The 20,366-nt window shown below is 36.8% G+C and carries 19 protein-coding genes and 1 pseudogene; 16 read left to right on the plus strand and 4 right to left on the minus strand.

What is annotated here, in order from left to right; translation table 11 throughout:
* Entirely contained in the window at positions 1 to 1,743 is a 1,743-nt protein-coding gene (locus ABDZ63_RS11965; RefSeq protein WP_343783755.1) for an ABC transporter ATP-binding protein, read from the minus strand.
* 586 nt (positions 1,744 to 2,329) lie between these two features.
* On the opposite strand from ABDZ63_RS11965, the gene ABDZ63_RS11970 reads away from it, so the two are divergent.
* From ABDZ63_RS11970 to ABDZ63_RS11995, 6 genes are all read left to right on the plus strand, one after another.
* On the plus strand, positions 2,330 to 2,509 hold the full coding sequence (locus ABDZ63_RS11970) for an SE1832 family protein (protein ID WP_343783756.1): 180 nt from the start codon (positions 2,330 to 2,332) through the stop codon (positions 2,507 to 2,509).
* 420 nt (positions 2,510 to 2,929) lie between these two features.
* On the plus strand, positions 2,930 to 3,634 hold the full coding sequence (locus ABDZ63_RS11975; RefSeq protein ID WP_343783757.1) for a TasA family protein: 705 nt from the start codon (positions 2,930 to 2,932) through the stop codon (positions 3,632 to 3,634).
* A 138-nt stretch (positions 3,635 to 3,772) separates the two neighbouring features.
* Positions 3,773 to 4,630 carry an amyloid fiber anchoring/assembly protein TapA gene (gene tapA, locus ABDZ63_RS11980; RefSeq protein ID WP_343783758.1) on the plus strand — a complete coding sequence of 286 codons (858 nt, stop codon included), beginning with the start codon at positions 3,773 to 3,775 and terminating at the stop codon, positions 4,628 to 4,630.
* Entirely contained in the window at positions 4,630 to 5,223 is a 594-nt protein-coding gene (gene sipW / locus ABDZ63_RS11985; protein WP_343783759.1) for a signal peptidase I SipW, read from the plus strand. Before tapA ends, sipW begins: the two co-directional genes overlap by 1 nt.
* Before the next feature lie 30 nt (positions 5,224 to 5,253).
* A complete protein-coding gene (locus ABDZ63_RS11990; protein ID WP_343783760.1) occupies positions 5,254 to 5,910 on the plus strand; it encodes a TasA family protein in 657 nt (218 codons plus the stop codon).
* Positions 5,911 to 6,504, plus strand: a complete 594-nt coding sequence (locus tag ABDZ63_RS11995) for a class D sortase (RefSeq protein WP_343783761.1) — start codon at positions 5,911 to 5,913, stop codon at positions 6,502 to 6,504. It begins immediately after the preceding gene.
* Between the two features lie 70 nt (positions 6,505 to 6,574).
* On the opposite strand, the gene ABDZ63_RS12000 is transcribed toward ABDZ63_RS11995, so the two are convergent.
* Complete coding sequence (locus tag ABDZ63_RS12000) at positions 6,575 to 6,883, minus strand: helix-turn-helix domain-containing protein (protein WP_343783762.1); 309 nt, start codon at positions 6,881 to 6,883, stop codon at positions 6,575 to 6,577.
* Positions 6,884 to 7,470: 587 nt separating this feature from the next.
* On the opposite strand from ABDZ63_RS12000, the gene ABDZ63_RS12005 reads away from it, so the two are divergent.
* The 10 genes from ABDZ63_RS12005 to ABDZ63_RS12050 all read left to right on the plus strand — a co-directional run bounded on the left by ABDZ63_RS12005 (position 7,471) and on the right by ABDZ63_RS12050 (position 19,846).
* The gene (locus ABDZ63_RS12005) at positions 7,471 to 8,289 is read left to right on the plus strand and encodes a lipoate--protein ligase family protein (RefSeq protein ID WP_343783763.1); all 819 of its coding nucleotides are present in this window, start codon (positions 7,471 to 7,473) and stop codon (positions 8,287 to 8,289) included.
* 23 nt (positions 8,290 to 8,312) lie between these two features.
* The gene (gene lipA, locus ABDZ63_RS12010; RefSeq protein WP_343783764.1) at positions 8,313 to 9,242 is read left to right on the plus strand and encodes a lipoyl synthase; all 930 of its coding nucleotides are present in this window, start codon (positions 8,313 to 8,315) and stop codon (positions 9,240 to 9,242) included.
* Between the two features lie 447 nt (positions 9,243 to 9,689).
* On the plus strand, positions 9,690 to 11,483 hold the full coding sequence (locus tag ABDZ63_RS12015) for a cation:proton antiporter (protein ID WP_343783765.1): 1,794 nt from the start codon (positions 9,690 to 9,692) through the stop codon (positions 11,481 to 11,483).
* A gap of 452 nt (positions 11,484 to 11,935) precedes the next feature.
* Positions 11,936 to 12,541 carry a TRAP transporter small permease gene (locus ABDZ63_RS12020; protein ID WP_343783766.1) on the plus strand — a complete coding sequence of 202 codons (606 nt, stop codon included), beginning with the start codon at positions 11,936 to 11,938 and terminating at the stop codon, positions 12,539 to 12,541.
* A gap of 24 nt (positions 12,542 to 12,565) precedes the next feature.
* Positions 12,566 to 13,831, plus strand: coding sequence for a TRAP transporter large permease (locus tag ABDZ63_RS12025; RefSeq protein WP_343783767.1), 1,266 nt, complete (start codon positions 12,566 to 12,568; stop codon positions 13,829 to 13,831).
* 36 nt (positions 13,832 to 13,867) lie between these two features.
* Positions 13,868 to 14,965: a DctP family TRAP transporter solute-binding subunit gene (locus ABDZ63_RS12030; RefSeq protein WP_343783768.1), complete on the plus strand. Its 1,098-nt coding sequence runs from the start codon at positions 13,868 to 13,870 to the stop codon at positions 14,963 to 14,965.
* A gap of 254 nt (positions 14,966 to 15,219) precedes the next feature.
* Positions 15,220 to 16,023: a TerC family protein gene (locus ABDZ63_RS12035; protein ID WP_343783769.1), complete on the plus strand. Its 804-nt coding sequence runs from the start codon at positions 15,220 to 15,222 to the stop codon at positions 16,021 to 16,023.
* Between the two features lie 90 nt (positions 16,024 to 16,113).
* On the plus strand, positions 16,114 to 17,193 hold the full coding sequence (locus tag ABDZ63_RS12040; RefSeq protein WP_343783770.1) for a hypothetical protein: 1,080 nt from the start codon (positions 16,114 to 16,116) through the stop codon (positions 17,191 to 17,193).
* Positions 17,194 to 17,347: 154 nt separating this feature from the next.
* Positions 17,348 to 18,589, plus strand: coding sequence for an aminopeptidase (locus ABDZ63_RS12045; RefSeq protein WP_343783771.1), 1,242 nt, complete (start codon positions 17,348 to 17,350; stop codon positions 18,587 to 18,589).
* Between the two features lie 21 nt (positions 18,590 to 18,610).
* Positions 18,611 to 19,846 carry a helix-turn-helix domain-containing protein gene (locus tag ABDZ63_RS12050; RefSeq protein WP_343783772.1) on the plus strand — a complete coding sequence of 412 codons (1,236 nt, stop codon included), beginning with the start codon at positions 18,611 to 18,613 and terminating at the stop codon, positions 19,844 to 19,846.
* Between the two features lie 42 nt (positions 19,847 to 19,888).
* Here ABDZ63_RS12050 and ABDZ63_RS12055 read toward each other — a convergent pair.
* Both ABDZ63_RS12055 and ABDZ63_RS12060 read right to left on the minus strand, forming a co-directional pair.
* Positions 19,889 to 20,164: pseudogene (locus tag ABDZ63_RS12055) on the minus strand (transposase); the annotation flags it as partial.
* Positions 20,165 to 20,178: 14 nt separating this feature from the next.
* On the minus strand, positions 20,179 to 20,366 hold a 188-nt coding region (locus ABDZ63_RS12060; RefSeq protein ID WP_343783773.1), incomplete at its 5' end, for a hypothetical protein.

Below are 20,366 nucleotides of genomic sequence, written 5' to 3' on the forward strand. Positions count from 1 at the left end.
CTATTCGCCCCTTTCCATTTGCTGTTTGACATATTGTTTAAAATACCAATTCCTTTGTTTCATTAATTGGTCGTGATTACCGTGTTCAGTGATTTCACCGTCTTCTAATACGATAATCTGATCTGCATGCTTAACTGCCGATAAGCGGTGAGCAGCAATGATTGTCGTCTTAGTAGAACGTTCTTCTTTTAAGTGTTTGATGATTTTCGATTCGGTTTGACCATCGACAGCTGATAGTGAGTCATCTAATATGAGGCACTCTGGGTCTTTAACAAGGGCTCTTGCTAAGGATACACGCTGTTTCTGTCCGCCAGAAAGTGTCACACCGCTTTCGCCAACAACCGTATTTAAACCATCAGGTAATTGTGCAATATCTTCACGTAAAGAAGCTAATTCTAAAATCCGGTAAATTTCTTGATCGGGTGCATTTACATCCCCGAATAAAATGTTTTCACGAACCGTTTTTGAAAATAAAATATGGTCTTGAGGAACGTAACCAATCCAATCTCGCGTCAAAGATAATGGAATTTGTTCAATCGGGACATCATTCACCTTCACAATACCATTTTCTGCAGGTGGGTATTCTCTTAACAATTGTCTGATTAAGGTTGTTTTCCCAGCACCTGTTTTCCCAACAACGCCAATCGTCTCTCCTTGTTTAACTTCTAGATTAATTTCTTTTAACTGATTTGAGTCAACCTGTGGATAACTAAAACTAATCTGATTAAAACTAATCGTCTTAAGAGAAGGTATATTGACTGCGTGTTTTGGCTCTTTGACATCTGGTTCATGTGAAAGCACTTCATCAGTTCTCTCAAGTGATGCATTTCCTCTTTGCATCACATTAATTAACTCACCCATAGCAAACATCGGCCAAATTAACATACCTAAATAAACGTTGAAAGTAACCAGTTGCCCAATGGTAATGACACCTTGAATGACTAAATACGCACCATAACCTAACCCAATTGTATAAGCCATTCCAACTAATACTTTAATCGTCGGTTCAAATAAAGCGTCCATTTTAGCCACTTCAATATTCCTCAAAAACACTTCTTCTGTTTGAGCATTAAATTGCTCTTCATCTCGCTTTTCTTGAACAAAGGCGCGAATCACCCTTACCCCTTGAATCGATTCAAGTGAATTATTATTTAAATCACTAAACGCAGATTGAGCCTTAGTAAACCTCTCATGAATCGCTCGACCATACTTTTGTATTAATAAAGCCATGATTGGTAAAGGAATTAAAGCCGCTAAAGTTAAATGCCAATTAATCATCATCGCCATCACCATTACAATTAAAAACATAAAGATCGTCGCATCGACTAAAGTTAAAATCCCAAAGCCTGCTGTCACCATGATTGCTCGTAAATCATTGGTACTTCTAGCCATTAAATCACCAGTCCGATAACGACCGAAAAACGTTGGCGTCATTCGCATAAAATGATCCATCAACTTGGAACGCATCTTTTTCTCCAGTAAAAAAGCACGGCCAAACAACGTATAGTCCCAATAAAATGAAACGACATATATAACAAGCGTTAAACCTATAAATATAGCTAATAATTCATAAAACCTTTCAGTCGTTAGCTGATTATATTGAATTAGATCAATCACTTCACCAAGTAGCATCGGTGGAATAACGCCAAGAATGTTCACAATAATTAATGCCGTCACCGCTAATGTGTAGCGAAGCCATTGTTCTTTAAAATACCAAGATAACTTTCTAAATACAGCGATCATTTAATACACCTCATTTCTTCTCTCTTTAGCTAACCGCCGTCAATACGGTTATTTTTATTAAATAATTGAAACTTAATTTGAACCATCTTCTTCACACCTTTCTTTTTATTGAAATATTCAAATGAAATTCGTAACATCTTTAAACACCTCCTGAAAACAAAAAACACACTTAGCCCCCTAAAAGCCTAAGTGTGCATAACATAAAAAAGTCGCAACATGTGTATAACATGCGCGACTTTGCGGTCATTTAATTAATAATCATTCACTAATTAAAGGCATACCCCGGCAAGGTCACGACAATTGAATCATATAAAATTGTGTTCGTTACTTTTTTGTCTTGGCTCATCATTTTCGCGACCTCCTTTTTCCTTTAATTACCTTTAAAATTATATACTCCTTTTCTGAAAATTGCAACTCACTTTTTGGAAAAAAATTAAATTAGTTAATTGGAGTTAATTAAAAGTAACTACAGATCTGGTGAAGGAGTAACGAGTTTAAAAAATTTTGTGACAGAAAGACACTTGAATTGCAGGGAAACTCTCATAAGGTTTACAATATAGTTGATCTTTTAAATGGAGTGATTCAAATGACAAAAGAAGAAATCCAAGCACAAATTGATCAATTAAAGATGGATTATATTCGAATTCAAGGTGATCTAGATAAATTAGAAGCAAACGGTGGTAATGTGACCATGCTAGAAAAATCATTAACCCGCATTGAAGACGAGCTAGCTTCGTTAAGACAGCAAAAGAATCGAGCAGACTAAATTTAATTAATTAATAAGGGAAAGCCCTGTACTTAGAGAACAATTCTCTAAGTACAGGGCTTTTTTTAGGTCTAAATATCTATGAAACTTTTTATTTTTTGCATTATTGTTCGTTAAATAGAATAAAATTAAGAAAAAATAAGAAAATTATGTTTTATATAGCACAAATCCCCGGATTTGTTCTTTATTTAGAATATTTCAGTAAATTTGGAACTTTGCAAAAATGGAAAACAAGTCTATACTGTGAATTACATTCTTAATAACGAACATTTTTGTTGTTGAAGTTCTTATTAAAGAATTATAGACATAACTTAAAAAGTATTCGATCTGTTATTAATGGGATTCTCATTATGGGGATCTCGTTAAAATATAAAAATTATTTACCTCATGTTGGGGGTAGAAAGAGGAGGAACTTATTTTATGAGTATTAAGAAGAAGTTAGGAGCAGGCGTTCTAGCAGGTGCGCTAGGACTATCATTAGTAGGGGGAGGGACATTTGCGTATTTTAGTGACACTGCGGAGCAAACTAATACGTTTGCATCAGGGACTATAACCTTAGATGTTGACCCTGAAATCCAAGTTCCTATGGAGAATATTAAACCTGGGGACTGGATGCCAAGAGATTTTGAACTACTTAATAATGGAAGTCTTGATATCGCTCATGTTGACCTTAATACTGATTACACAGTAAGAGATTCTCAAGGTCATGAAGTTGGAAGTGATTTGGCCGATGAGTATGCTGAACAGCTTTACGTTCAGTTTCTGAAAAATACAACAGGTGATGAAGACTATAAAGTTCTATTTGAAGTATCACTAAAGGATTTACGTGACTTAACTCCAGAAGATTTAGCTACCAAAGTCAATATTGAAGAAATCATGACTGAAGAAGGCTATGAGTATTGGGAGTGGATCGTCTGGCCATTATTTGGTAAGTGGATTACTGTAGATCCAGTATTTGAAGATGTACCTGAAGAGGTAACAGGAATCGCTGCTGGTGAAAAAGCAGAATTTGATGTACAGTTCAGATTTAATGATACTGGTGAAGCTCAAAATAATTTACAAGATCTTGAGTTAGATCTTGAGTGGACTTTTGAAGGATACCAAGGAGAGGGTCAAGAGAAGTAATACTTTCTTCATTTGGAAAGGTGAGCTTTTCTCACCTTTCCACCTATTTATTTTTTATCATGAATTTATATGAAGACTCGTAAATTGATGATAGGAAGTAAACTATTAATAAAGCTAGTCCTATAAGGAGGGGTTGGCGTGAGACGATACACACGCACAGCTAAATATCGAAAAAAACATTATAAACCAAAGTGGTTAATACAGGTTGTGATTATTTGTTATGCGTTTTCGATGTCAGCTTCACTGTTGACTTCTGAAACATCAGCATACTTTAGTCATCAATCTGAAACATCCGTTTCGATCTCGACAGCTGAAAATTGGTGGGATCAAAGTGAATTAGTGTTCATTGGTAATAACACACAAAATATTAAGAAGTGTGCACCACATGAGATCAGTGTTGAAATCAAAAATGAAGGATCAGATATGGCTGATACGAGTGAATTTGAAGTCTATTATGTTGAAAATGGAAACCCTAGCAACCCACAAGGTGAAAAAATAGATGAGGGAGAAATCCCGATAATTGAGGAAAATGAAACGATAGAGTTAACGTACTTAGCAGAAGACAATGGTGTTTATAAATTCAAAGCTTTTCAACGGGAAGGTTATGAAGGTGATCATGAAGAGATTTGGAGCGAGATGGTACGTGTAAATTGTAATGCCGCAAACAGTGAGAAAGATAAAGACAACAAAAAAGATGAAGAGGAAGAAATCGAAGAAGTTATAGAGGAAAAAGAAGACAATAAAGAAGAATCAAAAGATGAAGATGAACCAACTGATCAAGAAGATGAAAAGGAAAATGATGAAGTAGAAGAAGACCGACCTGAAGAAAAGCAAAATAAAGAAGACGAAGACCAAACAAAAGATGAAAATAAATATGACCAGCAAGAAGATGAGGATAACAATGAAGAAGACAACGAAAAGTCAAAGCAAGATGATTTAGAAAACAGTGATGTTGATGATGAGGCAGAAGATGAGTCTGAGGATGGTGAGAAGTAATGAAGGTTAAAATGAAAACAGTAAAAAAAATAACGAGTGGTGTTTTAAGCTTTACCTTAATTGCAGCAATTGTACTAATGGCAGTAACAGTAATCTCTGTAAAAGCATCTGGTGGTGAGCCAGAAATTTTCGGTTATCAAGTTAAGACGGTTCTTTCAGGTTCAATGGAGCCGGAGTTTCAAACTGGATCAGTCATCGCGGTTCAACCGGATGGGGACATGACGAGGTTTACTGAAGGTGATGTTATTACCTTTATGGAGGAAGAACGATTAGTCACACATAGAGTTGTAGACGTTGTTGAAAGTGGCGAAAATGTCATGTACGAAACGAAAGGGGATAATAATAATGCCCCAGATCGTGATTTAGTCCTTTCAGATAATGTAGTGGCTGAATATACAGGGTTTACAATCCCTTACGTTGGCTATATTGCAAGCTTTGCTCAGTCACAATTAGGTGGAGCGTTAATGCTCATTTTACCAGGGTTATTATTAATGGGATATGCTGGTTATGCGATTTGGCAAGGTATCTCGCAGCTAGAATCAAACAATAAAAAGAAAGAAAAACAAACGGAAAAAGCTGAAAATCCAGCTTAAATTAGGTGGCAAAATGCCATAACATTGAAGGTGATTCTATTGAGAGCGAAATCTTATTTTATAATCGCTAAAATAATAGTTCTTACATTGTTTTTATCATCAGTCTTTGGACATATAAATCAAGTAAATGCAGATGAAACGGATGAAGAAGCATTATCGATTTCAACAATACCTAGTGAAGTGCTGTTTGATGTGACAAACATTAAACCGGGGGATACTTTTACAAGAACCTCAACGCTTATCAATGACGGCGAATTAGATTTTTATTATCAAACAGAAGCGATTCAAACTGAAGGATCAGAGAAGCTGTTTAACCAGTTGGAATTAGTTGTCTATGACTCAGAAGAGAACATAATATTTGATGGGCAATTGGCAGATTTTGAAGGATTTGAACCTAAAATGTTAGCTAGTGGTGAGGAAGAAGAAATCACATATCTAGCCGAATTCCCTTGGGAGTCAGGCAATGAGTTTCAAGGACTAGAGACAGAGTTTAATATTGTCACATGGGCAGATGCTGAGCCTATTGAGCCAGGTACCCCTAGTGAAGATGCGGTCGCAGGTGGTATCCTTCCTCAAACAGGTGAAGAAATACCTTACTTTTACTACATTATAGGTGGTTTAATAGTATTAACAGGTGTAGCTTTGTATTTAACAAAGCGTAAAAATAGATTAGTTGGAGACGAGTAAATGCGTCGTTTTTTTGGTATATTGCTAGTGTTTGTCGGTATTTTCGTGATCTTGATTCCTTTTCTTGAAAACCAGTATTATACCTCTCAAGAACAAGATCTTATCGAATCTTTTCAAACATTGGACCGGTTGTTTAGTGAAGAACAAAGCATAGCTTATGCAGAAGAAGGTGCTGAATCTTCATCTAATCATGACCAAGAACTTGGTGACGACGTTTTGGGACTGATTCACATTGATCGAATAGATTTAACGTTACCCATGTTACAAGGTGCAACTGATGAAAACTTAGATGTTGGAGCAGGGGTGTTAGGTGAGTCTGTTTCCTTTGGTGAAGTAGGCAATACAGGAATTGCAGCTCACCGTAGTCGAACATCAGGCCGTCTTTTCAACCGACTGGATGAAGTGGATATTGGTGACAGTGTTACGGTTGAAACGCATGATGGTGACTATGAGTATGAGGTGTTTGACACGTTTATAGTAGAACCTGATGACATTTCTGTTTTGGATGTTCAGGAAGGTGAATCATTGATTACACTGATTACATGTACAATCGACTCAACTGAGCGGATCATCGTTCAAGCGAAATTGTTATAGAAAAGCTGGTCGTAAGAGGAGTAGTATGATCCCTTGCAACCAGCTTATTTCAGTTTCCTTGATCCTTCTTCTATTTATTAAATTCAAGAAACTCTTTGAACTCTTCTTTTGATACACCAGAATCCATCGCATCTATGACTAACTGTTCCCATTCACGATCAAGTGGAGCATCTTTTTGTTGTTCTGGGTCTTTGATTAAAAAGTCCACGTCAATTTTAAGCACATTAGCGACTTTTTCTAGAAACTGAATTGATGGGTTTTGCTGGATGTTTCGTTCAATAGCGCTTAAATATGACTTAGCTACACCAGCTTCATCGGCTAATTGTGTTAACGTCATGCCAGCTTCCTTGCGATAATTCTTCACGCGCTCACCAATCATAGTGAAAACTCCTTAGTTCATATTTTTCTATTTAGCTCTGCTGAGTCTCTAAGACCCCTAAAGGCTGTGTTTTCCCTGCCGTTAGATGCACCTTTAGTCGGGCTAGTAACGCTTTGAAGTAAGCTTCCTCGTGCAAAACACTATGATGTTTAATCGATGAAGCTGTTTGACCCTGAAGCTGTGCTGCGGCAAAAAAACACTGCGACAAATGACCATAGGGAAGTTTGAGCAGATGTTGCACTTGTGCCTTTTTGGTGAAAGCGTCCACCGAAAGCGAATCACAATAACAACAACGGACTTTAACAGAGCGTTCTATTTAGAGGCTATATTTCGTCTTAAGTATACAAAATAATATAACACAATTTCAGTAATTTTTCTTTTGATATATATAATTTACTGAAAAATGCAATGATTTTCATACAAACGTCCTGTTCGTATAATGAAAGTCCTATTTGTAAATCTTATGTTTATCATGAATTTACACGTTTCATGTTTATTGTTATCATATAATTGTTTATACCAAAAATTTCTATTAATCATAATCTTACATCATCATTTAACTTTAAATTAGAAAGTGTGTCAAAAAAATGAGTGGAACATGGTATTTTATTAATTCTAAAGCTAACTCTGCTGCTTATAACATGGCTTTAGATGAATGTTTATTAAAGTGGCACAGTGAAGGGAAGATCCCGCCGACATTACGTTTTTATACGTGGGAGCCGGCTTGTGTATCTCTTGGATATTTTCAGAAAGTTGAAGGTAAAATACATACAGACAATACCAAACGATATGGTTTTGACATGGTTCGTCGCTTAACGGGTGGCCGTGCCGTGCTACATGATGATGAATTAACCTATAGTGTTGTCATTTCTGAGGATCATCCGGACATGCCCAAGACAGTGACTGAAGCTTATAAAGTAATATCTCAAGGGTTATTAGAAGGGTATAGATTACTCGGATTAGACGCAGAGTTCTCAATTCCAGAAGGTAAGCTTAATCAAACAGGGTCTGCTGTTTGTTTTGATGAACCGTCTTGGTATGAGCTTGTTTTAAATGGAAAGAAGGCTGCAGGTAGCGCACAAACAAGACAGCGCGGTGTAATTTTACAACATGGATCAGTTCCAATCAGTATAAACTTTGATGAGTTATTCGATATGTTCGTCTACCCAGATGAATCGAAAAAAGAAAGAGCTAAACAATTACTCAAGAAAAAAGCGACTTCAATGGAAGTAGAAATGGAACGTAAACCGTCAATAAGAGAAGTGGAGAAAGCCTTCTTCCATGGATTTGAAAAAGGTTTAGGTGTCCATTTTGAACCATATATGTTAACTGACGAGCAAGAGGCAGAAGTTCATCAGTTAATGAAAGAGCAATATGAAAGTGATGAGTGGAATTATTCAAGATAATCTTTCGTGAAGGGGTGGCACATGTGAGTAAAAAAGAAGAATACGTAAGAAAACCAGAGTGGCTAAAAATTAAACTTAACACAAACAAAAACTACATTGGACTTAAAAAGATGATGCGCGAGAAGAATTTAAATACAGTGTGTGAAGAAGCGCGTTGTCCTAACATTCACGAATGCTGGGCCGTTCGTAAAACCGCGACATTTATGATCTTAGGTAAAACGTGTACGCGCGGTTGCCGTTTCTGTGCGGTTAATACTGGCCTACCGACTGAATTAGACTGGGGCGAGCCTGAGCGTGTTGCTGAATCTGTTGAAATTATGGGCTTACGTCACGCAGTTGTAACAGCTGTTGCGCGTGATGACTTGAAAGACGGTGGTGCAGCAATCTTCTCAGAAACAGTTAAAGCGATCAGACAGCGTAATCCTGGTACAACAGTAGAAGTACTACCTTCTGATATGAAAGGTGACTACGATAATATTAAAATGTTAATGGATGCTGGTCCTGATATTTTTAACCATAACGTTGAAACGGTTCGCCGTTTAACGCCTACTGTTCGTTCTCGTGCGACATATGATCGTTCTTTAACGCTTTTAAAACGTGTTAAAGACATTTCGCCTGACACTCCAACAAAATCAAGTATAATGGTAGGGTTAGGCGAGACGAAGGAAGAGATCGTAGAAACGATGGATGACCTATTAGCGCATAATGTAGATATTCTAACAATTGGCCAATACTTACAACCAACGCGTAATCACTTAAAGGTAGAACGTTACTATGAGCCAAGGGAATTTGCAGAGCTTCGTAAAATTGCATTCCAAAAAGGATTCCAACATTGCCAAGCAGGACCATTAGTTCGTTCATCTTACCATGCAGACGAGCAAGTGAGTGAAGCATCGAAACGTCGCCGTGAACAATATGAAGAACAATACATTAAAAACCAACCTGTATCATAATATAGTAGGTCTCCCGCTATTCTCTAATCGAGAATAGCGGTTTTTTGATTGAGCGCCGATAAAAAATCTTGAACGCTGATGAAAGTTGGTGAGTGATAATAGGTGCGAGTGCCGATCAATATGATCGAACGCCAAAAAGTGTATGCAAGCGCCAAAAAAATTCACGAACTCCAAAAAATCCCCCGAGAACGCCAAATAAACCTCATCAGCGCCAAAACCCCAACAACCTCCAAAAGATCATCCCCAACAACCAACTCTCCAAACCACTCCTAACCCCCGCCAAACACCAGCAAAACAGCAATTGAAAATTTATGATTGACGGGCTATTTTTCCAAAATTATAATGGCATGGTGTCTTGTGTGAAAAATAGTATTTGCCCTTTATTGATTAAATAATAAAACCTATCAATATGTGTAAATTAATATAGAAGCGTCAGGAGGAACATCATTGGAGAATTTATTAATGGTTATGATGCTAATCGGTACATTAGGTGTATTATCACAATGGATTGCTTGGCGAACGCGTTTACCGGCGATTGCTGTAATGGCCATTGTTGGTTTGATTGCTGGGCCGATTTTAGGCATTATGAACCCAGAAGCTGACTTAGGTGATCTTTATGGTCCACTTATATCAATTGCAGTAGGTATCATTTTGTTTGAGGGTAGTCTAAACTTAGATTTCCGTGAAATTAAAGGTATGCGTAAGCCTGTCTTTCGCATTGTTACAGTCGGCGCCTTTTTAGCGTGGATTCTTGGTTCACTAGCAGCTCATTATGTAGCTGGTTTATCTTGGGCTGTTGCCTTTGTTATTGGTGGTATTTTTATCGTAACAGGTCCAACTGTAATTCTACCTTTATTAAGGCAAGCGAAATTAAAGCCAAGAGCAGCAGCTATTTTAAAATGGGAAGGAATTGTTGTAGACCCATTTGGTGCACTGTTAGCTGTGTTCTCATTTGAATTTATAAAGTTCTTAACCATCGAAACGGTAACATTTGATGCGGTTATCATGTTCTTATTAGCTTCAGTATTAGCAGGCTTAATCGGTGCTTTATTTGGTTATGGAATCGGTTGGTCATTTGAACGTGGGCTAGTACCTGAATTCTTGAAGTCACCAGTTGTATTAGTTACGGTAATTATGGCCTTTGCACTAAGTGACTTCATCATGCACGAAACAGGTTTATTAGCTGTTACTGTCATGGGTATGACGATTGCGAACATGCATATTTCAGCAATTAGTGATATGCGTCACTTTAAAGAAAATATTTCAATCTTGCTCATTTCAGTCATTTTCATTATGTTAACAGCATCATTAGATCGCGAAACATTGCTATCGATTTTTGATTTAAACATTGTGCTATTCATTTTAATGATGTTATTTGTCATTCGTCCGTTAACGATCTTCTTATCGACAATCGGGACCAATCTTGAGTTTCGTGAAAAGTTACTTGTTGGTTGGATTGCACCACGAGGAATTGTCGCATTAACCGTTTCAGCATATTTCGCTAATGTCTTAATGGAAGCTGGGTTTGAAGATGCAGAAATCTTAACGTCATTAACGTTTGGTCTGGTGTTTGGTACAGTATTAGCACACGGTTTTTCAATAGGTTGGCTATCACGTAAGTTAGGTCTATCAACAGATAATAAACCGGGTGTCTTATTTGTAGGATCAAATAAATTTTCTGCTAACTTTGCGAAAACATTACAAGACTTAGGGGTACCTGTTATTATTACCGATGCCTCATCAAGCCGTCTAACACATGCTGAGAAAGCAGACGTTCCATTTGAACATGAGGAGATCTTATCAGAACAAATGGAATATCAATTAGATATGACGCCATATGACTATATGCTCAGTGTGACGGAGTATGATTCGTATAACACATTAGTTAGTTCCACATTCAAACCAGAATATGGGAAAGAGCATTTGTATCAACTTCCACTACAAAGGAATAAAGGAGATCAATTAAGTGATGTCAGTCATCATATAAGTGGTACAGTACTATTTGATGGTGAGGTGACATGGACTGCTTTAAATGAGAAGATTAATGGTGGCTTTGTATTTGAAAAGACCATCATTACTCAGACGTACTCGTATGATCATTTCTTAGATGACTGTAACGAAGAAGATGTCTTATTGGTTATCATAAGACAATCAGGTACTGTTGATTTCTTCTCGCCGGAAAAGAATAATATAGTCGCTGAATCTGGAGATCAAGTCATAAGTTTGACCAAACCAGAATAAATTTAATCCTTCCTTACTATTAATTAAGTAAGGAGGGATTTTTTATGTCTTAGTTATACCGTATTTATGACAAACCATTTACTAGTAGGTTTCACCGTTTGTTTTTCTTTTGAAATCAATCTATTATTGTTCTATATATAAGAAGTTACAGGTAAAGTCAAATTTCAAAATTAAAGTAAAAACTAATATTTGGAAGAAAAATAAACTATAAAAAAGAATGATAAACCATAGATATGAACAACCAACCTATGATCAAATAAATCGTTATATTTCAGAAAATTCAGCGTTTGTTAGACCCCTTTTGTTTCGGTACGATTTTAATAGGTAATTGTCTTAAAAAATAAAGGTAAATGAATATCAAAATAATATTAATATTGTAGTTTCTTTTTAATATTATGGGGGTAAATAAGTACTAGAGACTCTATGTCATGAAAAGGCGGAGGAGGAACAACGTGAAAGATCATTCGTTTTGGAAAAACCCGGTTGTAAGAGGGATCGGGAAAGCTCTTCGTTTTATTGATAAAGCCTTTTTAAAGTTAGAAGAGTTTATATTAAGTGGTGCGGTTATTGTGATTGCCGTCATGATTGCAGGCAATGTCATTAGTCGTGAGCTATTTGGTCCAAGCATATGGTTCCACTCAGAAGTAGCGCTGTTTGCGGTTGTTATAGCTACATTTATGGGGATTAGTTATGCAGCGCGAAAAGGCAGACATATTAGCATGTCAGCAATTTATGATACGGTACCTTGGAAAGTAAGGAAAACAATGGCAATCGTGATTCCTGCCATTACAGCTGTCATTTTATTGTATTTATCTTATGTGTCATACAACTATGTATTATCAGTATATGAATCAGGGAGAACAACGACCTCATTACAAGTTCCGCAGTGGTGGATGTATATGTTTATTCCATTGGGCTTCTTGACTGGCGGGATTCAATTTTTACGAAATATGATTGTGAATCTTGTGAACAAGGAAGTCTATATTGGAACTGACGCTAAAGATTATAACGACTTAGAGCCAGAAAAGCGTGATTTAGATGATAACTTGCAAGTATAAAAAGGGTAAAGTGAGGAACAAGCCATGTTAACAGCGTTATTAGGTATAATGTTTGTTCTCCTGATGCTGAACTTTCCGATGATGATTCCGTTAATTATTGCACCGTTCATTGTGGCAGTCTTTTTCTCGCCATTACTGGATACATCAATGATGGTGCCACAATTAATTACAGGGATTGAAACTTACGAGTTATTATGTGTTCCGTTATTTATTTTTGCAGCGGATATCATGACATCAGGCAGAACCTCAGAGCGTTTATTAGATTTTATTGGATCTTTCGTTCGTCATATTCGTGGTGGTTATGCTGTGACAACAGCTGCTGCATGTACCATGTTTGGTTCAATTTCAGGCTCGACACAGGCAACAGTGGTTGCGATTGGTCGACCAATGCGCGAAAGAATGTTAAAAGCAGGCTATAAAGATTCTAGTACGATGGCGTTAATTATTAACGCGAGTGATGTTGCTTTATTAGTTCCACCGAGTATCGGGCTGATTATTTATGGTTTAGCTTCTAGAGAATCCATTGGTGATTTATTTATTGCCGGTATTTTACCGGGTGTAATGGTATTTTTAGTCTTTGCTACATATAGCATTATTTACGCAAAAATTAAAAATATACCCTTAGCAGCGAAAGCAGATTGGAAGGAACGTTTAGTATCGTTCCGTAAAGCCATACTACCACTAGGATTCCCGATTTTAGTCATCGGTGGTATTTATTCAGGGTACTTTACTGCAACAGAAGCAGCAGGTGTATCTGTTTTATACGCACTTATTCTTGAAGTGTTAGTTTATCGTTCGATTCATATTAAAAAGATCCCTAGTATTGCTTTATCAACAGGTTTAGTAACGTCTGTTGTATTCATATTAGTTGCTGGTGGGCAAGTATTCACATTCTTAATCAACTTAGAGAATATTCCAAGAATGTTAACAGAATCTGTACTTGGTTCTGACCCTACAGCACTTTATGTGTTAATTATTGTAAGTATTTTCTTCTTTGTGGGTTGTATGTTTGTTGATCCAATTGTAGTGATCTTAGTCTTAACACCTATCTTTTTACCGGCAGCAGAAGCAGCAGGTGTTGATCCAATCCATTTAGGAATTATTATTACATTCCAAGCGGCATTAGGCTCTGCAACACCACCATTTGGGGTTGATATATTTACCGCCAGTGCAGTCTTTAACCGGCCGTACATGGAGGTTATAAAAGGAACACCACCATTTATAATCATGATGGTGATCATGTCGATTCTATTAATACTGTTTCCACAGATTTCTCTTGCATTATTGTAAGAGAAACTATAATACACTATATATTTACAGGGGGTAATGATTATTTTTAACAAGAAAATTTTCGGTTTCGCTTTAGCTATGTTTTTAACGTTAGGTTTACTAGCAGCTTGTGGTGATGATGGTGATGGAGACACAGAAGGAGACACAGGCGGAGATGGAGAAGGTGCTGAAGGTGACTTTGAATCACAACAATGGCGCTTTGTAACAGAAGAAGTAGAAGGTCAAGTGCAGTACGTTTATGCAGAAGAGTTTGCTGATCGCATGTATGAAAAGACAGACGGTGCTGTAGAGATTGATGTATATGAGTTTGGTGGTCTTGGTAGTGAAACAGACCAAGTAGACCAACTAATGCAAGGAACTGTAGAGATGGCAATTATGTCACCAGGTTTTACAGGGGATATGGTAGATGAAGGTCAATTATTCGCGCTACATTTCTTATTCCCAGATGATATTGCAACTACACAAGATATTTTGAATAATAGTGAAGCTCTAAACACTGATTTACGTGAGCGTTATGAAGAACATAATATTTCACCACTTGCGTTCTGGACTGAAGGAGCAATGCAGTGGACATCAAATGATCATCCACTAACTTCACCAGATGAATTTGAAAACTTCCAAATGCGTGTACAAACGTCTCCATTAATTATGGAGTCTTACGAAGCATATGGTGCAAACCCACAAGATATGAGCTGGGGTGAGCTTTACACGGCATTAGATCGTGGTACAGTTGATGGTCAGGAAAATCCAATTTTCTTCATTGGTGATGCATCATTCCACGAAGTGCAAGATTATTTAACACTAGCAAGCCATAACAACTATGTGGCGATGACAACGGTTAATACAGAATGGTATGAAGGCTTAGATGATGACTTACGTGCTCTTGTTGATGAAACAACTGAAGAGTTGCAAGATTGGGTTTTTGAAGAGCAAGACCGTCAAAACGAAGAGTTCTTAACAGCGATTGAAGAAGATACAGATAACCCAACTGAAATTGTTGAGTTAACTGAAGAAGAGCGTGACGTATTTAGAGAAATTGCAATGGATGTTCGCGAATTCTACCGTAATGAAGTATCAGGTGTAGGCGGCGAGATCCTTGATAAGCTAGAAGAAGAAATTGCAGAACATGAATAATAATCTGTGGAAAGAGAGAGTAGTACCGATTTACGGTGCTGCTCTTTTTTGTGGGTGTGCAACTGCACCTGAAAGTGACTATCTATTAGTGCATAATCAGGCGAACGCCTGATTAATTAGGCGAACGCCTGATTATTAAAAAGTTCACTAACCTAGCGCATCCATTTATTTCATTAATTATGTAAAGTAATGAGTGGAAACAATAAAGACATCAAATCTTACCTAATTGTATTCGTACTGAGGAGTTTAAAAATATGGATTGGTCTTTATTATTAGAATATAGCTGGGTTCTGCTCATATTAATCGTCTTAGAAGGTATTCTTGCAGCTGATAACGCCATGGTTTTAGCTATAATGGTAAAACACCTACCAGAAAAAGAACGTAAGAAAGCTCTGTTTTACGGTTTGTTGGGTGCATTTATCTTTCGAGTTGGATCTTTATTCATTATTTCGTTTTTAGTTGATGTATGGCAAATACAAGCGATCGGGGCTCTTTACTTACTGTTTATTGCAGGTAACCATGTCGTTCGGAAATTTATATTAAAGCAATATAAGAAAAAAGACAAAGCCGAAAAAGCTGAGAAAACTGAAGGAGCCGGTTTCTGGACGACTGTACTTAAAGTTGAGTTAGCAGACATTGCGTTTGCAGTGGATTCAATTCTAGCGGCAGTTGCAATCGCAATGGCTTTACCAGAAACACCTATACCTCAAATTGGCGGGATTGATGGAGGTCAATTTCTCGTCATTTTGTTTGGCGGATTAATTGGAGTTATTATTATGCGGTTTGCTGCTACTTATTTTGTTAAGCTAATTAAACGAAGGCCAGGCCTTGAAACGGCAGCATTTTTAATTGTGGGTTGGGTTGGGATTAAATTAGTAGTATTTACATTATCACATGAAGATGTTGCGATCTTACCACATGATTTTGCTCATTCGACTTTATGGAAAATTATTTTTTATTCTGTATTAGTGTTAATCGCTGTAATCGGATGGTTTTCTACAAAGGAAGTACCAATTGAAGATAGGGAAACAGAAGAGATGATCAATGAAATGAAATAAAATGACCTTTAAAGCTGTCTAAGATTGAGGAAGTTCTTTTCCAAGCTCCTTTTTCATATAGTATGTTACAGGAGTTTAAGGAGGGAGCTTATGGTTCACTACAGGTACTTCATGGGAGGAACGACAGCAAAAGGGTATGTGAACTTTTATGAAAATTTAATCGAACAGCTAGATCGTGTCGTTTATATTGAAGGTGGCTTTACATCTATTGTTAGTCCGATTTTACAACGGATTGCCAACCAATTTTCACAAGATCATACTGTTGAATATATTCATAATCACTTAATGCCTGACCAATTAGAGGGAATCGTCATACCATCATTAAGTATTGGGGTTTTTGACCGGACTAAGATGAATCAAAAGCGTTTAGTCTATCCGATGCTTTATGAGAAGCTAGTTTATTTTGGTGATGGTTATGACCAAGATTATTTAAAAGAACATGAATATGAACTGGTTCAATATCATGAAGAAGTTAAAAGGTTATACCAAGAAGCGATTAACCATTACCAAACAGCACTAGAACACCACCACCAAGTCGAAAAGATTTATGTTGACTACTTGAATGCTAGAAAGGCGAATTATGAGACTGACCAACTGATTAAACAGCTGTTTGAGAATAACAATTTAAATAAGCCTGGTTCAGTTAAACACCGATACTTAGGCGCTGCAACACCAGAAGGGCCAATAGATTATGTCATGGAATTAACAGATGAATTAAGCCAGAGAATATTTATTAAAGGGCGGTCAGGAACAGGTAAATCAACCATGTTACGCAAAATAGCACATGAAGCTAAAGATCGCGGGTTTGACGTCGAAGTCTATCATTGTGGATTTGATCCTGGAAGTTTAGATATGCTTATTTTAAGGGAGTTAAATGTTGCCATATTTGATGCAACAGCCCCTCATGAACATGATCCGCAAAAAGAAGCAGATGAAATTATGGATGTTTATGAATTGTTTGTTGATGGTAACCCTGATGTCGTTCATCAAGACCGACTAAGAAAATATAAAGCTGCTTATAAAGACGAGATGAAGAATGCAAAAGAAACTTTAAAAGAAATAAAAGAACATCAACTTAATTTTGAAAGGATTTACCGAGCATCATGCGCCCCTGAATTTATTGAAGAAGTAGAAAACGATCTTTTGGATTGGATGAAAAAATTAGTTTAAAATACAACAACAGGCTTTTGCACAGGTAGAATCCCTAAACAGTCGCTCGATTTTCAGGCGGCTGTTTTTAATTTTCGCGCAAAAACTTTTTAAATTGGGCATATTATGAAATAATGAAGGAAAATGCGAATCAATAAGGAGTGTCTAATGTAAAATGGTACCAACGAAAGAACAATTAACAAAGTATGCAAACTTAACAATTAAAATGGGAGTTAATGTTCAAAAAGGACAAGCATTACTCATCAATGCACCAATTGAAGCAAGACAATTTGTTCATCACCTTGTTGATGAAGCTTATGAAGCTGGTGCAGAGAATGTACAAGTGAACTGGACAGATGAAGTGCTGACAAGAAAGCGTTATGACTATGAGCCGCTAAGTGTACTTGAAAATGTGCCGGATTGGGCTGTTGAACGGCAGATGACCCATGTTGAAAATGGTGGTGCCGTCTTGAATATTCACGCACCAAATCCTGACTTATTAGAGGGCATAGATGCTGAGGTAGTAGCTAAAGCGAACAAAGCCAGAAGTGCTGCAATGAAGGATTATAAGAAATATATTATTAATGATAAGATCCAGTGGTCAATTGTTTCGGTTCCAACTGACAAGTGGGCTAAGAAGATTTTTGATACAGATAACGAACAGAAGGCTGTTGAAGACTTGTGGAAACAAATTTTCCAAATTGTACGAGTAGACCAAGACGATCCAATACAAGCTTGGAAAGATCATAACGAGACCTTATTCCATATCCGTGATTATTTAAATGATAAACAATACGATTCATTAGAATACAGCTCTGACTTTGTTGATTTAACAGTTAAATTACCAGAGAATCACGTATGGGCAGGTGGTGGCGCTGTTGCTGAAACAGGTACGTCATTTAATCCGAATATGCCAACAGAAGAGGTCTTTACAGCACCAGATTATAGAGGTGTAAATGGTACGGTTAAAAATACTAAGCCATTAAATTATAACGGCAACTTAATTGACGACTTTAAATTAACTTTTAAAGATGGAGAAGTTGTAGAATTTGAAGCAGGTCAAGGTGGAGAAACGCTTAAACATTTACTTGATTCTGACGAAGGAGCCAAGTATTTAGGTGAAATTGCCTTAGTTCCTCATTCATCACCAATTTCACAATCAAACTTAGTGTTCTTCAACACATTATATGATGAAAACGCATCATGTCACTTAGCACTAGGTTCAGCATACCCAACTAATGTTGAAGGTGGCGAGAAATTGGATGATAATCAATTAAAAGAAAAAGGAATTAACACAAGCTTAATTCATGAAGATTTTATGGTTGGTTCAGCTGAGTTAAATGTTTATGGAGTAACGAAAGATGGCGAAAAGGAACCTATTATTAAAGAAGGTGAATGGGCTATAAAGGGAGTATAACCCTAAAATTAGGTGATAAACATGTCATTAGTGGGTAAAGCAATAAAATGGTATCGGACAGAACAGGGCATCACCCAGGGGCAGCTGGCAGATGACATCTGTTCTGTCACTTACATAAGTAAATTGGAGAATGGCCAGATTGATCTAAGAGAAGAAATCATCGTCCAAATAAGTGATCGATTAGGAATTGATCAATACCAATTAATTGGAGAATCTGATCCAGACTTTAAAAAGCAATTGATTGAATGGCTAGAGTATATTCATATTTTTCATGTATCAGAGGCTGAGCGACAAGCTAAAAGCATTCAAGAGCAAGCAAAGGCTTTATTGTATATTGAGGATCGTTATTTATATTACATGACATTACTCGGGTATTACTTATTAACAGACAGGTTAACAGAAGCAGACGCACTTCATCGTTATATTGAAAGTCGCAGAATCATTTTTGAACAATGTGAACCATTTAGCTTTTATAAGTTTACAGGTATCTATTATCGACGAAAAGGAATGTATAACAATGCAATTGAACGTTTAGAAAAAGCAGAAGAGATTTTAGAAGATCAAGAAGACGGAGAACTCTACCTAGTCATGGCGACGGTTTATAATCGTTTAAATGATATATTAGTTTCTAATAAATATGTACAAAAAGCTTTCTCAATTTTTCAAGAAAAGCTCTTCTACGTCCGTATGATTGACTGTCAAATCGTACTGGGAGTGAATTACTGTTTAGTCGGTGATTTTTACTCTGCAGAAACTTATTTCCATAAGTTAAAAGAAGTAGATGGTGAACATTTACTAGACAAGACACGTGCCAATATCCATCATCATATCGGTTATATTAATTTTCACAAGCAAGACTTTGAAAAAGCAAAAGAGTCATTTAATAAAGCATTGCAGTTTGATGTGAATGAAAGTGACTTCTTAAATTCGCGCTACTTGTTATGCTATATTCACTTCTCAAACGGTGATTATAAGCTTTCTAAAGAAAATATACAAAAAGGGCTCATGGTTGCTAAAAAGCATAATCATAAACGTTATCAGATTAAATTTAAAGTGTTAAATATGCGACTAGAAAATGATGAAGAAGGATTGCTTCGCTATTTAAAAGAGCAAGTCATTCCGTTCTTTGAAAATAACGGTGAGAACATTGAGCTTAAGCATTACTACTATTTGTATGCTAAGCTTTTATATTACTCAAAACGCTATAAAAAAGCAGCCGAATACTTCATGTTAGCTCGTGATGATTTTATGGTTTAATAGAAGGTTCTAAGTCAAATCTCTCTTAAGAGCACTCCTTATTTATGCCATTTGGCTTTGTATATCCTTATATTTATGATGCAATAACACTTTTCGTCGCAGGCGATCAAACCGCCGAAAACCAAACGCTTGGCGCTTAATCACTTTCGTCTGATTATTAATCCCTTCAATGTAACCATTGTGTAAGTTATAACCAAAGATGTTCATGATTTCTTTTTGCCAATTCTGAAGCGTTTCAATCGCCTTCTCGTACTCTGGTATCGCTGATGCTCTTACGGTATCGTAAAAATCATATAAGTCCGTTTTAATGGTACTTAAGGCTTCAGATCCATTTAAGATATCAATCGGCTCTCGTTTGATGGGATCTGTGATGATGGTTTGAAAGCGTTCGCCATCTGTATCCCCCTCAAAATCATCAATCGCAATGATGGAAGGAAGTTGTTGCGTTTCCTTGTTGGTGAAACGCCGAATCGTTGGGCTGTATCTTTGAACGTTTTACCATGAATCGTTTCAAGCCCTA

It is taken from the genome of Alkalibacillus silvisoli (genome assembly GCF_039521975.1).
Taxonomy (GTDB): Bacteria; Bacillota; Bacilli; order Bacillales; family Alkalibacillaceae; genus Alkalibacillus; species Alkalibacillus silvisoli.